This window comes from Gordonia sp. w5E2 (assembly GCF_036540975.1).
Classification (GTDB): Bacteria; Actinomycetota; Actinomycetes; order Mycobacteriales; family Mycobacteriaceae; genus Gordonia; species Gordonia jacobaea.
On the sequence record NZ_CP144213.1, the window covers coordinates 3789162 to 3803883 of the forward strand.

The window sequence follows — 14722 nt, forward strand, 5'->3', positions numbered from 1 at the left end:
TCAGGGCAGAGCCGCGCACCTGGCGCGACCCGCCTAGGGCTGCGCCGACAGGATCAGGCGTGCCGCGGCGACGAGCCGCTCGGATGTCTGTTCGTAGGTCAGATGTCCCATGCCTGCGTGGACGAGACCGCCCGCGTAGAGCATCTCCAGTGCGTCGACAACCGGACCGGGATGTTCGACGTCGACCTCGAGCGCCTGCGCGAGTCGTGTCCGGATGAAGCCACCGATCCGCAGTCTCAGGTGTTCGACGTCGGGGTCGGTACCGAGTAGTGCGACCGTGACCGCACCGCCGAGTTGCCCCTCGCCCGCGACCACGAGTGACACGTTGCGCAGGATTTCGGCGACCCGATCCTCTCGCGACAACGAGGCGTCGGCCTCCGGTACTCCTTCGGCCAGTCGGCGCCAAAAGACCTCTGACACAAGGTGGCTCTTCGACGAGAAGTAGGTGTACGCGGTCGCGGGTGCGACCCCTGCACGCTTGGCAACCACCCTTACCGTGAGGCCGTCGAAACCGTCTGCATTGAGCACGTCGACCGCGGCGTCCGTCAGCCGCGCAACCGTCTCGGCCTGCTGTGCGGTCAGTCGGCGACGCGTGGATTCCTGCGACACGGGGCTGGACATGTGACCGACGCTACACTAGGTTTGAACTCGAGTCCAGACACCTGTCCAGATAGTCTTCCAGTCAGCGTTGGAGCCCAGTTCATGTCTCTTCGTCCAGCATCAGCGTCGGATCTCCTGATCGACGGCAAGCTCATTCCCGGCAGCGGCGGCGTTTTCGACGTCATCAATCCGGCGACCGAGGAGGTCATCGGCCAGGCGGCCGACGCGACCGTCGACGATATGGACGCGGCCATCGCCGCCGCCCGCCACGCCTTCGACACCACCAACTGGTCGCGCGACGCCACCTTCCGCGCACACTGCCTGCGGCAACTGCGCGACGCATTGCTCGCCCACACAGACGAACTGCGCGAGCTCACCGTCGCCGAGGTCGGTTGCCCGGTGTTCCTCACTCACGGACCGCAGTTGGAGGGGCCCATCCGCGACCTCGGATACTTCGCCGATCTGGCGGAGAGCTACAAGTGGACCCGCGACCTCGGCGAGGCAAAGCCCATGGGAATCAAGAACACTCGCGAGATCCGCAAAGAGGCAGTCGGCGTCGTCGGAGCAATCACACCGTGGAACTTCCCGCATCAGATCAACTTCGCCAAGATCGGACCGGCGCTGGCAGCGGGCTGCACCGTCGTGCTGAAGCCGGCACCCGATACACCGTGGTGCGCCGCTCTGGTCGGCAAGGTGATCGCAGAAGAGACAGACTTTCCGCCGGGCGTCGTGAACATCGTGACGTCGAGTGATCACGCCCTCGGTGCGCAGTTGTCGACCGATCCGCGCGTCGACATCGTCTCGTTCACCGGCTCGACCGCCACCGGCAAGAAGGTGATGGCCTCGGCGGCCGAGACACTCAAGAAGGTCTTCCTCGAACTCGGCGGCAAATCGGCATTTATCGTGCTCGACGACGCCGACCTTGCGTCCGCGGTCTCGATGGCCGCGTTTGCCGTCGTGACGCATGCGGGCCAGGGCTGCGCGATCACCACTCGACTCGTCGTCCCGCGTGAGAAGCTCGCGGAGGCAACGGCATTGGCGCGCGACTCGCTTGCCGGCTTCGCAGCGGCCGACCCCACCGATCCCGGCACCATCTGCGGTCCCGTCATCTCGGCGACGCAGCGTGAGCGTGTGGAGTCCTACATCGAGCTCGCGCAGACCGAAGGCGGCACGATCGAGATCGGCGGCGCACGACCCGCCGACAAGGACAAGGGCTTCTTCGTATCGCCGACCCTGATCTCCGGCCTCGACAACTCGTCCCGCACGGCGCAGGAGGAGATATTCGGCCCGGTGCTCGTCATTCTCGGCCACGACGGCGACGACGACGCCATCCGCATCGCCAACGACTCCCCCTACGGCCTCTCGGGGGCCGTCTGGGGAACCGATCGCGACCGCATCAACAGGGTCGTCGACGGCGTCCGCACCGGAACGATGTCGATCAACGGCGGCATCTGGTACTCCGCCGACGTCCCGTTCGGCGGCTACAAACAATCGGGTATCGGCCGCGAGATGGGCGTCGCGGGCTTCGAGGAGTACCTCGAGACCAAGGCCATCGCGGAGCCTGCGTGATCTCGACAAGCTCGATCAGCGGGAAACAGCTCGATCAGCGGCTCCCACCGCTGGTCGAGCGGGCGCGAGCGCAGCGAGCACCCCGGTCGAGACCACCCACCCCAGCGCGAGCAGGCACGCCACCACCGCTGGTCGAGCGGGCGCGAGCGCAGCGAGCACCCGAGTCGAGACCACCCACCCCACCCCCAACCTCGAAGGAGACAGCAGCGCAATGACTTCCGCACGATTCACTGATCGCACCTACATCGTCACCGGAGCCGCGGGCGGCATCGGCGAGGCGTACGCCCGCGGCCTCGCCGCCGAGGGCGCGAACGTCGTGATCGCCGACCTCAACGACGACGCAGGCGAGAAGGTCGCCGCCGACATCGGCGGACGGTACGTCCACACCGACGTCTCCGACCCCGACTCCGCGCAATCCCTCGCTGCCGCAACGGTCGACGCGTACGGCTCCATCGACGGCCTGGTCAACAACGCGGCGATCTACGGCGGCATGAAGCTCGACTTCCTCATCACCGTGCCGTGGGACTATTACAAGAAGTTCATGAGCGTCAACCTCGATGGCGCACTCAACGTCACCCGCGCGGTGTACGGACACATGCGCAACGGCGGGGCCATCGTCAACCAATCCTCCACCGCCGCATGGCTCTACAGCGGCTTCTACGGCCTCGCCAAGGTCGGGATCAACGGGCTGACGCAGCAGTTGGCGACCGAACTCGGTGGCCAGAACATCCGTGTCAACGCCATCGCTCCCGGCCCGATCGACACCGAGGCGACACGCGAGACGACGCCCAAGGAGATGGTCGCCGACATCGTCAACCGTCTGCCGCTCAAGCGATTCGGCCAGCCCGAGGACCTGGTCGGGATGTGCCTGTTCCTGCTCTCCGACGAGGCCAGTTGGGTCACCGGACAGATCTTCAATGTCGACGGCGGGCAGGTCATCCGCTCATGACCACCGACTCCGCGTCCCGTCTTGGCTATGTCGGGCTCGGCAACATCGGGGGCCCGATGGCCGGCCGATTGGCGAAATGGCAAGGCGGACTGACAGTTTTCGACCTTTCCCCCGATGCTGTCGTCAAGGTCGTCGACCAGGGTGCACGCGCGGCGTCGTCGTTGTCGGAGCTCGCGGCGTCGTCGGACATCATCGGCATCTGTGTGCGCGACGACGCGCAGGTCCGCACGGTAGTGACTGACCTGCTCGAAAGCGCAGCGCGCGGAACGATCCTCACGGTCCACTCGACGATCAGCCCCGAGACCGCCGTCGACCTCGCTGCCGTCTGCGCCGAACGTGGAGTGACGCTGCTCGACGCCCCGATCTCCGGTGGCGCACCCGGCGCGGAGCAGGGCCGTCTCGCCGTGATGGTCGGCGGGCCGCGAGATGCCTACGTACGCCTGAAGGAACCCTTCGCGCTGACCTCCGACATGCTCGTCCACGCGGGAGACGACGTGGGTGCGGGCACCAAGATGAAGCTCGCTCGCAACCTGCTGCACTTCATCTCGTTCGCGGCAACCGCGGAGGCTTCACGGTTGGCGCAGGCAGCGGGCATCGACGTCGCCAAACTGGGCAAGGTGGTCCGCCACACCGACGCCATCACCGGCGGCGCGGGCGCGATCATGCTGCGCGACACCACGGCACCGATCGAACCCGACGACTTCTGGTACGGCATCTTCACGCACGTACGCGAGCTGGGCGAGAAGGATCTCTCGCTCGCGCTGAGCCTCGGCGACACTCTCGACGTCGAACTGCCCTTGGGGACAGAGGCACTCGCCGATCTCGCCACAGGTCTCGGCGTGCCACACAGCGAAGGAGAGAAATGACCGACGACGCAATCTCGACCCCGGACGCCCAGACCGAGCAACGCAAACGCGGGCTGGATCTGATGTCGCAGGTCTACGGGTGGGAAATGTCAGACGGCCCCGGCCTGCACTTCGCGCACACTGCCGATCAACTCTTCGCCGAAGTCTGGTCGCGGCCGGCGCTGAGTATCCGCGATCGACGGCTCATCCTGCTCGGCGCTCTCGCCGCGAGCGGACAGGTCGACGTCGCCGAGATCCAGGCGGGCGCCGCGCTCGGCAACGAAGAACTGACGCCCGAGCAGCTCGAAGAGATCGCGCTGTTCCTCTGCTACTACGTCGGTTGGCCGCTGGGCACCAAGATGAACATGATGTTCGGCCAGGTGATCAGCAAGTACCGCAAGTCGCAGAGTAGGCCGGGCTAGCCTCGAGGGATGACTGCGACGATCGCTTTCCGTGAGTTGACCGGCGGAGCGGGACAGACCAGCGTGATGTCTGCGTCCCCCGGCCCAGACCTCGCCGGCCATGGATATTCCGAACTCGAGTACGCCGCCAGCGGGATTGCCCGACGCTTCGTCGAAAGACCAGACGGTGAACTCGACGGTGTCGAACCTGCACCGTTCACCACACGCATCCTCGTACGTCGACCCGACGCCGCGCAGTTCAACGGTCACGTCGTCGTCGAATGGTTCAACGTCAGCAGCGGCGCCGACTCCGCACCCGAATACACCTACGTCGCACAGGAATTGGTGCGGTCAGGGACAGCGTATGTCGGCATCTCGGCGCAGTACACGGGCATCGCGGGTGGCCGAGATTCCGTCGACCTCGAAACGACGGGCGCGGGAACCGCAGGAGTCCAGGGCGATTCGCTGGAGGCGAAGGACCCGGAGCGCTATGCGGGGCTGCATCATCCGGGCGACGGGTACAGCTACGACATGTTCGGGGCGATCGCACAAGCCCTGCGCGACAACGATTCCGATCGGCACCCCCTCGTCGGCCTCGACGTGCGTTGGGTGACCGCGGCAGGCGAATCGCAATCTGCGATGGCGTTGACAACCTACGTGAATCGGATCGCACAGAAACACGATGCGATTGATGGGGCGCTGATCCACTCGCGCCCACTCGGACAACTGCCCCTCGGCGAGCCGGGCAGACCGATCGACATCTCCCCCGCCTACGCGGGGCCACCGCAACCGATCCGCTCCGACGCCACAACCCCGGTGTTCGTCGTACAGACGGAGACCGATGTACTCACCGACTTTCGCTATATCGAAGCGCGACAACCGGATACGGACGTCTTCCGCGCGTGGGAGGTCGCCGGGACATCGCACGCCGATCTCGTACAGATCGGCGAGTACGAAGATCTTCTCGGATGCCCGCAGCCGGTCAACCGCGGCCAGCAGGTGTTTGTGCTGCGCGCAGCGGTGGCGCATCTGCGCGAGTGGATCGAGAACGGAACGCCGCCACCGACTTCCGCACCGCTCGACGTCGACGTCACCGCCGCATCGCCGCACTACGTGCGCGACGACGTCGGGAATGTGCTCGGGGGCGTTCGCACACCATGCGTCGATGCACCGACCGAGGTGCTCAGCGGCGTCGTCACCGGCGACGTACCGCGCATCTGCGTGCTCTTCGGCTCCACCACACCGCTATCCGACGACGAACTCGCAACGCGCTATCCGACTCGCGACGACTATCTGCGTGCGTATGAGGCATCGACAGACGACGCCATCGCGCGCGGAGTGATCAGTCCTGCCGACCGGGACGAAGTTCTGGCCGACGCCCGTCCGGGACCGCTGACGCGCTGACAGGACTGTGCATGTCTGTGTCGTTTCCGATCGAAGAGAGCCACCCGTGGACTTCACGCTAGAAGACATCTCCGACGATGAGATCGCCCGACGCCGAGCGGTTTTCGAGCCGCTGGTCGCATCGGTGCGCGACCTCGTCGACGCCGTCATCCGCACCGAGGTCGACGACGAGGTGGTCGTCGACGCCCAGCGCACGGTGTCGGGCGTCGTCGACGCGCTGCGCGCCCAGCAGATGGACGGCGCCTACGGCGTGCGCTACACCAGCAACCTGGTCGGCATGGCCTGGGGCAACGCTGTGATGGGGATGCGCAACGCGATCGCACCGCCCGTGCATTCGACGCCCGACGGCGGCGGCGTACGTGCCGAGTTCACCCTCGGTGCCGCCTACGAGGGCCCACCGGGGCATGTTCATGGCGGAGTCTGCGCTCTGGTCCTCGATCAGGTCCTGGGTGAAGCCGCTGCCGCCGACAACAAGGCGAGTTACACCGGCACGATCGAGTTCCGCTACCTACGGCCGACTCCGTTGGGACAGTTGGTCGCTCGCGCCGAGATCGTCGAACGAGCGGGTCGCAAGAAGACAGTGCGCGGCACATTGTCGGATGCCCGCGGGATCACCGTCGAAGCCGAGGGACTCTTCATCGTTCCGAAGGACGTGCCCGAGTTGTAGTTCGCGACGGCGCTCGCGGCGTACGGTGATTTTGTGACCGACCCAGAAACCGGAACAGCAGACACGGCCGCCCACGACCACGACAGCCCGCCTGCACCGTTCACGGCTGCGGAAGCCGCGCAGGTACGGCAGTTCTGGCGCGACCTGGGGCTACCCGGGATCATCGATGTACACACGCACTTCATGCCTCGTCGGGTGATGGACAAGGTGTGGGCCTATTTCGATTCGGTGGGGCCGATGATCGGTCGGGAATGGCCGATTACCTATCGCGCCGACGAGGACGTGCGTGTCTCGGCGTTGCAGGCCTTCGGAGTTCGCGTTTACACGTCGATGATCTACCCACACAAAGCCGACATGGCCGAGTGGCTCAACGGCTGGGGCGCCGATTTCGCCTCGCACCACCCCGACTGTCTGCACACGTCGACGTTCTATCCGGAGCCCGACGCAGCGTCGTACGTCTCGAAGGCGATCGAGCGCGGAACGCGAGTCTTCAAGTCGCACATCCAGGTCGGCGACTACTCACCGCTCGACCCGAGCCTCACGAGTGTCTGGGCGCAGATCGCCGACGTCGGGGTGCCAGTCGTGATCCATTGCGGTTCGGGGCCGACGCCCGGCCGTTTCACCGGACCCGAACCGATCGCTGCGCTGCTGCGGCAGTTCCCGTCGCTTCCGCTGATCGTCGCGCACATGGGTACGCCGGAGTACGAGGCATTTCTCGATTTGGCCAACACCTACGAGAACGTTCGGCTCGATACGACGATGTCGTTCACCGATTTTTCCGAGGAGGGTGCGCCCTTCCCGGTCGAGCTCCGGCCACGCCTACTCGAACTCGGCGACAAGATCCTGTTCGGCAGCGACTACCCGAACATCCCGTATCGCTACACCGAGGCGCTCGACGCACTGGTGCGACTCGACCTCGGCGACGACTGGTTGCGCGGGGTGTTCTACGACAACGCGGCGTCACTCTTCGGCGTCGGCGCGTGAGGTGACCGGCTCGCTCAGCGCGATTGCGACGCCGCGATGCGGGCCTGCACCTCGGGTCGCCGTAGCGGCGGCACCGTCTTGGGTGGTTGACGACGCTCCGGGAGCGCGTCGAGCAGTGTTTCGGTTGCTGCCGTTACCGCCGCGACCGCAGCCTCGAACGCCTCGGCATTCGCGGCCGACGGGTGCCGGACTCCGCTGACCTTGCGGACGTACTGCCGGGCCGCGGCCTCGACCTCGTCGTCGGTCGCGGGCGGCTCGAGCCCGCGCAGCTCGGTGATGTTGCGACACATGGTGGCTCCTCTTCTCGGTTGGTGGTCTCGACAAGCTCGACCAGCGGGCCGGCGCTCGACCAGCTTCCCGCTGGTTGGTGGTCTCGACCAGCTTCCCGCTGGCTGGTGGTCTCGACCAGCTTCCCGCTGGCTGGTGGTCTCGACAAGCTCGACCAGCGGGCTGCGCTCGACCAGCTTCCCGCTGGTTGAGCGAGCGCGAGCGCAGCGAGCACCCGAGTCGAAACCACTCCCGCGGGCTCAGCGCGACACCCGCAAGCGGGTGGTCTCGACAAGCTCGACCAGCGAGGTGACCTCAGTCCGCGACGTGCACGACCGCTTTGCCCAGGATCCGCCCCTGGGCGAGATCCGTCAACGCCTGTGGGAGGTCGGCGAGTGGGTAGCGGACGTTCACCGGCGGCCGGAGCCCCGCCTCGATCATCTCCGTCAGCTCGTCGTGCAGCAGCGCGGGGACGTCTGGATGGGTGCGGACGTACTCGCCCCAGGCGGCGCCGACCACGGCGATGTTGCGGAACAGCACGCGGTTGAGCTTGACGGTCGGGATGCCACCCGCGGCGAAGCCGATCACCACGTACCGACCGTCGGGCGCCACCTGGCGCAGCGCCTCGTCGAAGACATCGCCGCCGACGGGATCGATCATGACGTCGACGCCCTCCGGCGCAACCTCCTTGAGCCGATCTCCCCAGCCGTCGGACAACTGCACCACGTGGTCGGCGCCCAGATCGCGCAGCATCTGCTCGGCGCCGGTGCGATGCACGATCGCGACGACCATCGCGCCCATCGCCTTGGCGACCAGAATCGACGCCACGCCAACACCACCGGCGGCACCGAGGACGCCGACGATCTCACCCGGCGCGGTCTGTGCGCGCAGTTTCAATGCGAACAGCGCGGTCTGGAAGTTGATACCCATGGCGGCGCCCTCGTCGAATGAGAGCTCGTCGGGCAGTCGAAGCAACTGTTCGGGTGCCGCAGTGACCTGTTCGGCGAACCCGCCGACGATCGACGCGACCAGGACACGGTCGCCCGCGCTGAATCCGGAGTCTGCGGGTGCCTCGCGCACCACGCCCGCGACCTCGGTCCCCGGGGTGTACGGCACGGGAGTTCTCAACTGGTACTTGCCCTGGCTCATCAGGAGGTCGGGGAAACACACGCCACACGACTTGATGTCGACGAGTACCTGGCCCGCACCGGGCGTCGGATCGTCGACCTCGGTCAACTGCAAACCGTCTGGTCCGGACTCTGCGGTGAGCACCTGTGCTTTCATGCTGCCAACCCTACGCGGAGCGAACGCTCGCACGGTTAGGATCTGGGACATGAGTGCACTCTCGGCGTCTCAGCCGACGTCAGCCCCCTCGGCCATTCGACTCAAGGTCGCAGACGACGCGCCCGGTTTCATGCCGCTCGACGAGGCGCAAACACTCTTCGAGATCGCCGGAGAGTATCTCTCCCAACCTGATTCGACGAAGCTCGGTATCGAGATCGGCACCTACTGCGGAAAGTCGACGGTGTTCCTCGGCGCCGCGGCCGAACGTGTCGGCGCGACCATCGTCACCGTCGACCATCACCGCGGTTCCGAAGAACACCAACCCGGCTGGGAGTACCACGACCCGACGCTGGTCGACCCGCACACCGGCACACTCGACACCTCGGCACGCTTCCGCCGCACGATGTTCGACGCCGATCTGGAGAAGACGGTGATCGGAGTGCTCGCACCGTCGACCGTCGCGTCGCGGATCTGGGGTTCACCCGCCGACTTCGTGTTCATCGATGGCGGGCACTCAATGGAGGCCGCGCAGAACGACTTCGACGGTTGGGCGCCCTGGGTACGGATCGGTGGCGCGCTGCTGATCCACGACGTATTCCCCGACCCCGCCGACGGCGGGAGGCCGCCGTACGAGATCTACTGTCAGGCACTCGCCACGGGCCAGTTCACCGAGGTGCGCGCAGAGGGTTCTCTGCGCGTGCTGCGTCGCGACACCGGCATCGTCGGGAAAAAGCTGCAGCGCTGATGCGCATCGACCCCACCACGCCGGTCATCATCGGCGTCGGGCAGTCCGGCGATCGCATCGATACGCCCGACTACCAGGCGTGGTCGAGCATCGATCTCGGCGCCTCCGCGACGCGAAATGCTCTGGCCGACACCGGTGTTGCCTCTGCCGTCGCCGACGCGATCGACGTGATCGCCGCTGTTCGCGAGATGGAGAACATGCCGCACGTGCCCAGTCCGTTGGGGCGCTCGAACAATTATCCGCGGTCGGTCGCGCGGCGTGTGGGCCTGACGCCCGAGCGAGTACTCGTCGAGGTCGTCGGCGGACAGTCGCCGCAGTCCCTGGTAACCGACCATGCCGAGACAATCGCGAGGGGCGGCGCCGAGTGCGTGCTCGTCGTCGGCGCCGAGGCCACATCGACGGCGCGGCACTTCGCCGACCGTGACGACCGACCCGACTTCAGCGAGGAGATCGACGGTCAACTCGACGATCGCGGACCGCATTTCGAAGACTTCATCGACATGACGATGGTCCGGCACCGGCTGACGTCGATGCCGGTCGCGTATGCGCTCGCCGAGAATGCACGACGCAACAGGCTCGGTGTGGGCGTCGACGATTATCGACGCGCGATGGGCAGCCTGTTCGCTCCGTTCACCGAGGTGGCAGCGGCCAATCCCTTTGCGGCATCGCCCGTGATCCGCAGCGCTGACGAGTTGGCAACGGTCACCGACGCCAATCGCGTTATCGCACAGCCGTATCCGCGCTTGGTTGTGGCACGCGATCTTGTGAATGTCGGCTCTGCCATCATTCTCACCTCGGCGGCCAACGCCACGAAGATGGGTGTACCACGCGAGAATTGGGTGTTCCTCCATGGACATACCGATCTTCGCGAACACGCACTGCTCGCCAGAGCCGACCTCGGCACGAGCCCTGCGGCCGCCATCGCGACGTCCGGAGCGCTCGAGATGGCGGGGATCGGCGTCGCCGATCTTGCGACCGTCGACCTCTACAGTTGCTTTGCCATCCCTGTCTTCAACATCTGCGACGCACTGGGATTCGACGTCGATACCCCGACCGGCCTGACGGTGACCGGCGGACTGCCCTTCTTCGGCGGACCGGGACACAACTACTCGAGCCACGCGATCGTCGAGACCGTCGAGCGACTGCGACGCCAACCCGACGCGTTCGGTCTCGTTGTCGCCAACGGCGGCATCATGAGCAAGACGTCTGTCGGCGTCTATTCGACGACGCCGACCACCTGGACACCTCGGTCAGATCGCCCGTTGCAGGCCCGCGTCGACAATGCCGACCCGCTACCCGTCGCCGAGTTCTTCACGGGCTCAGCAACTCTCGATACCTACACCGTCGACCATGGCAAGCGTGGGCCAATCGGTGTGGTCGTCGCGACAACGCACGACGACCACACCCGCGTGGCCGCACTCACCTCCGACGACGCACTGCTCGCGCTCCTCGAGGTGGGCAACCCGTTCGGCGTCGAGCTGACGATCGAGGCGACCGAGGGTGCCAACAGCGCCCGCCTGGCCTAGCTCACCGCGGCGTCGAGCTCGCGGAGATCGACCGGAGTAGCCAAATGCCTTGTCAGAAAGGCAATCTGGTGGTCGACGACCCTCTCGAAGGTCACCGGGTCGACCTCGGCGAAGATGCCGAAGTGATCGCACGGGTAATGCCGTACCTCCGCACGCGCCTTGAACGCGGCCTTCGCGGCGGCGTGCGGAGGTGCCCCCCGATCGAAGTCGGCGATCTGCACGAGCTTCGGCGCGTCGATCCGATCGACGTACTTGTCCGCCCGGTAGGACCCGAGTTCAAGCGACACCGATGCGTCGACCTCGTTGAGCCACGACGGGCCGGCAATGGCTTTGTAGCTCTCGTAGAAGCCGGAGCTGGTGAGAGCCGCTTGCTGACCCGGCCGACCAACGATCGGCAACATATGTGGCGCGCCACCGACTTTCGACGACGCCGCGCTCGCGATACCGTCGATACTCTGTCGCAGCATCGAGAAGACACCGACGTGTGGAAGGTGGTGACGTCCCGCGGCCAGGCCGCTGACCATGGGTACAGCGGAGATCACCGCGGCCACGTCGGTCCGGTCTGCAGCGGCCAACAGCACGTGACCACCCGACTGCGACAGCCCCCACAGCACCACGCGACCTGCGTCCACACCGGGTTGACCTGCTGCGGCGTCGGCCGCAGCGTGATAGTCGGCGATCTGACCCGCCATCGACACCCGTTGGCGGGGTGAGCCTTCAGACAGACCGAAGCCCCGGTAGTCGAAGGCGAACACCGCGAGACCTGCGTCGGCGAGGCGTCGAGCGAAGGGTTCGAGTCCCGAATCCTTGGTGCCCCCGAAGCCGTGTGCCATCACCACGACGGGAACACCGTCGGCCGTCGCGAACGGTGACGGTGCCGCAGGCGGGAAGAACCAGGCATGACAGTCGGTTCCATCGCTATTGAAGGTGACGTCTTCTCTGATCTGCTGGCTCATCGTGATCCCCCGTCGCTTATGGACACCAATTCTGTTGCGGTTTCGGCTGATTCCGTCGAAGGATCACCATTGTGCGGCGAACGCTCTGCGACACCCGCCCAACTCGGTGCACCGATTTCGGCGGCGCGTCGTCGACCTGCCGGTAGCTCTTTGGTGCGCATGTCGTGCTCGTACAGGAAGTAGTCGAGCTGCTGGGTGTGCCGCGCGCTGTGCACCATGTGGCCGGTGTAGAACTCCTGATCCTCGGCGATGACCCTGCGCATCTCGTCGACGGGCGGTGGCTGATACTGACCGACCGCGTACGCGCCGACGAGCCGCGCCTGACATTCGACGAACGGGAACAGCGTCGGTGTCGCCTGTGCGAAGCCAACGAACAACGCGTCGTCGACGCCCGGGTAGATCATCCGCTTGTAGAGATCGATCTGATTGCCTGGGGCACTGATGAAGTCGGGATCGAAGAAGGGGAACGTGATGTTGTAGCCGGTCGCGTAGATGATCACGTCGAAGTCGGCCGACGACCCGTCGACAAAATGCACGGTGTCGCCGTCGAGACGCGAGATATCACCCTTCGCCGTGACGTCGCCCGCGCCGAGACGGAACGGCAGCTCGACCGATTGCGTCGGATGCGCCTCGAAGAACTTGTGATTGGGTTTGGGGAGCCCGTAGTTCTCGGGACGGCCCGCGGTGAGGGGCTGGAAGACCTGGGCGATCTTGCGTTGCCAAGCGAACGGGATGTGCGGCGAGGTGCGATAGTACTTGTCGGCAGGCTTGCCACCCAGGTACTTCGGGACGATCCACGCACTCGAACGAGTGGAGATGGTGACCGAGTTTTCCAGTGTGCGCGAAGACAATTCGACCGCGATATCGGCAGCGCTGTTGCCCAGCCCGACGACCAGGATGCGCTTGCCGTAGAGATCGAGCGGCGTACGCGGATCAATGTACGAGTGCGCATGCATCTCGACACCCGCGAATTCGCCAGGGAAGTCGGGCAATCGAGGATCCCAGTGGTGCCCGTTGGCGACGACGAGAAGGTCGGCGTAGCGCGTCTCACCCCGCTGCGTCGAGAGTTCCCAACCGCCCCCGTCGAGGCGATGCGCGTGGGTGATTCCGTTGCCGAACTCGATCTTCTCTCGGAGTCCGAAGGCGTCGGTGTAGTCGTCGAGGTACTGCTTGATCAGGGTGTGGTGTGGGAAGTCGGGATAGTCATCGGGCATAGGAAAATCACGAAAAGACAACTGGTGCTTGGACGTGTCGATATGCAGTGACCGATACGCGCTGCTGTGGCCGTTCGGGTTGCCGAAGGCCCAGTTGCCCCCGACTCGATCCGATGACTCGAACGTGGCGAATGGCACGCCGTAGTCGGCCAGCATCTTGCTCGCGGTCAGTCCGCTGATGCCCGCGCCGATCACAGCCGTCTGCGGTGGACGTGCGCTCATATTGCCCTCTCGATAGTGGTGACGACGCGAGGAAGTCGCGACGACATTGCGGTCTAGTTGACAGATTCACAATTGTGTCTACTCCCCACCGTCTTGCTCGGTGAACACTTTGGCAAAAATGTCTACTTTCGTTGATAGAGTTCGCCGCAGATCCCCGCGCGACAGCGCGTCCGACAATCGAGCGGAGAAGACATGCCACCAGTGTTGACTGTCATCGGCGTCGGCGGAATGGGCGAGGCCATTGCGCGTCGCCTCGGATCGGGTCGGCCGCTGCTGATCGCCGACTACGACGCCGAGCACCTCGCCGACGTCGAGTCCGCGTTGCGTCGCGGCGGCTTCGACGTCACAGCGCAGGCGATCGATGTCGCCGACCGCGACCAGGTCGCCGCACTCGCCGACCGTGCGGCTTCGCTCGGCGAGGTCATGTCTCTGGTACACACCGCAGGCGTGTCACCGGCGCAGGCGACTCCCGAGCGGATCGTCGAGGTCAATCTGGTGGGCGCCGCATACGTCATAGAGGAGTTCGGCAGGGTGATCGCCGACGGCGGCGCCGGCGTGATCATCGCCAGCGTCGCGGCACATATCTTCGCCGACGCGGTCACCCCCGAACAGGGCACAGCACTCGCGACGCTTCCGGCCAGCGAACTGGCCGGGTTGCCGATGTTCGCCTTTCCCGACATGCAACCCGAGTTCGCCAGCGGTCTCGCCTACGGATACAGCAAGCGCGGAAACGTTATTCGGGTTCAGTCCGCTGCGCCGCTCTGGGGTGACCGTGGGGCGCGCATCAACTCGGTGTGCCCCGGCGTCACCGCGACGGAAATGGGATGGCGCGAGTTCAACGCCGAGTTCGCGCATTCGAGTTACGAGGCCATGATCGACAAGTGCGCAGCGGGCCGGTTCGGCACGGCCGAAGACATCGCGTCGGCCGCCGAGTTTCTCCTCGATCCGGTGCGCTCCGGTTTCATCACCGGGACCGATATCCTGGTCGACGGCGGTGTCGTCGCCGGCGTACGCAGCGGCCGCATCCAGTTGACGTGAACCGGGATTGACGTGAAGTAGGGAGGCATCGTGCAAGCAGACACCACCGGA

At 65.7% G+C, this 14722-nt stretch carries 15 protein-coding genes; 10 read left to right on the plus strand and 5 right to left on the minus strand.

The window, feature by feature from the left end; genetic code table 11:
- Positions 1-33: 33 nt before the first annotated feature.
- On the minus strand, positions 34-621 hold the full coding sequence (locus RND64_RS17080; protein WP_049698754.1) for a TetR/AcrR family transcriptional regulator: 588 nt from the start codon (positions 619-621) through the stop codon (positions 34-36).
- Between the two features lie 81 nt (positions 622-702).
- Between RND64_RS17080 and RND64_RS17085 the strand changes: the two genes are divergently transcribed.
- From RND64_RS17085 to RND64_RS17115, 7 genes are all read left to right on the plus strand, one after another.
- Entirely contained in the window at positions 703-2169 is a 1467-nt protein-coding gene (locus RND64_RS17085; protein WP_049698753.1) for an aldehyde dehydrogenase, read from the plus strand.
- 211 nt (positions 2170-2380) lie between these two features.
- A complete protein-coding gene (locus tag RND64_RS17090) occupies positions 2381-3118 on the plus strand; it encodes an SDR family oxidoreductase (protein ID WP_049698752.1) in 738 nt (245 codons plus the stop codon).
- Positions 3115-3984: an NAD(P)-dependent oxidoreductase gene (locus RND64_RS17095; protein WP_049698751.1), complete on the plus strand. Its 870-nt coding sequence runs from the start codon at positions 3115-3117 to the stop codon at positions 3982-3984. Before RND64_RS17090 ends, RND64_RS17095 begins: the two co-directional genes overlap by 4 nt.
- A complete protein-coding gene (locus tag RND64_RS17100; protein WP_049698750.1) occupies positions 3981-4385 on the plus strand; it encodes a carboxymuconolactone decarboxylase family protein in 405 nt (134 codons plus the stop codon). Before RND64_RS17095 ends, RND64_RS17100 begins: the two co-directional genes overlap by 4 nt.
- 9 nt (positions 4386-4394) lie before the next feature.
- Complete coding sequence (locus RND64_RS17105; RefSeq protein WP_049698749.1) at positions 4395-5768, plus strand: alpha/beta hydrolase domain-containing protein; 1374 nt, start codon at positions 4395-4397, stop codon at positions 5766-5768.
- Positions 5769-5814: 46 nt separating this feature from the next.
- Entirely contained in the window at positions 5815-6435 is a 621-nt protein-coding gene (locus RND64_RS17110) for a PaaI family thioesterase (RefSeq protein WP_049698748.1), read from the plus strand.
- A gap of 33 nt (positions 6436-6468) precedes the next feature.
- Positions 6469-7419 carry an amidohydrolase family protein gene (locus tag RND64_RS17115; protein WP_049698747.1) on the plus strand — a complete coding sequence of 317 codons (951 nt, stop codon included), beginning with the start codon at positions 6469-6471 and terminating at the stop codon, positions 7417-7419.
- 14 nt (positions 7420-7433) lie between these two features.
- Here the strand turns inward: RND64_RS17115 and RND64_RS17120 are convergent, their stop codons facing one another.
- Both RND64_RS17120 and RND64_RS17125 read right to left on the minus strand, forming a co-directional pair.
- Complete coding sequence (locus RND64_RS17120) at positions 7434-7709, minus strand: DUF2277 domain-containing protein (RefSeq protein ID WP_049698746.1); 276 nt, start codon at positions 7707-7709, stop codon at positions 7434-7436.
- A gap of 292 nt (positions 7710-8001) precedes the next feature.
- Complete coding sequence (locus tag RND64_RS17125; protein WP_049698745.1) at positions 8002-8970, minus strand: NADPH:quinone oxidoreductase family protein; 969 nt, start codon at positions 8968-8970, stop codon at positions 8002-8004.
- Between the two features lie 49 nt (positions 8971-9019).
- On the opposite strand from RND64_RS17125, the gene RND64_RS17130 reads away from it, so the two are divergent.
- Together RND64_RS17130 and RND64_RS17135 are read left to right on the plus strand one after the other, a co-directional pair.
- Positions 9020-9715: a class I SAM-dependent methyltransferase gene (locus RND64_RS17130; RefSeq protein WP_049698744.1), complete on the plus strand. Its 696-nt coding sequence runs from the start codon at positions 9020-9022 to the stop codon at positions 9713-9715.
- Positions 9715-11241: an acetyl-CoA acetyltransferase gene (locus tag RND64_RS17135; RefSeq protein WP_049698743.1), complete on the plus strand. Its 1527-nt coding sequence runs from the start codon at positions 9715-9717 to the stop codon at positions 11239-11241. The genes RND64_RS17130 and RND64_RS17135 overlap by 1 nt, the downstream gene beginning before the upstream one ends.
- Here the strand turns inward: RND64_RS17135 and RND64_RS17140 are convergent.
- Both RND64_RS17140 and RND64_RS17145 read right to left on the minus strand, forming a co-directional pair.
- The gene (locus RND64_RS17140; RefSeq protein WP_049698742.1) at positions 11238-12197 is read right to left on the minus strand and encodes an alpha/beta hydrolase; all 960 of its coding nucleotides are present in this window, start codon (positions 12195-12197) and stop codon (positions 11238-11240) included. The two genes, RND64_RS17135 and RND64_RS17140, sit on opposite strands and share 4 nt — an antisense overlap.
- On the minus strand, positions 12194-13633 hold the full coding sequence (locus RND64_RS17145) for a flavin-containing monooxygenase (RefSeq protein ID WP_049698741.1): 1440 nt from the start codon (positions 13631-13633) through the stop codon (positions 12194-12196). The genes RND64_RS17140 and RND64_RS17145 overlap by 4 nt, the downstream gene beginning before the upstream one ends.
- A gap of 192 nt (positions 13634-13825) precedes the next feature.
- Between RND64_RS17145 and RND64_RS17150 the strand changes: the two genes are divergently transcribed.
- Complete coding sequence (locus RND64_RS17150; RefSeq protein ID WP_049698740.1) at positions 13826-14671, plus strand: SDR family oxidoreductase; 846 nt, start codon at positions 13826-13828, stop codon at positions 14669-14671.
- Positions 14672-14722 lie beyond the last annotated feature (51 nt).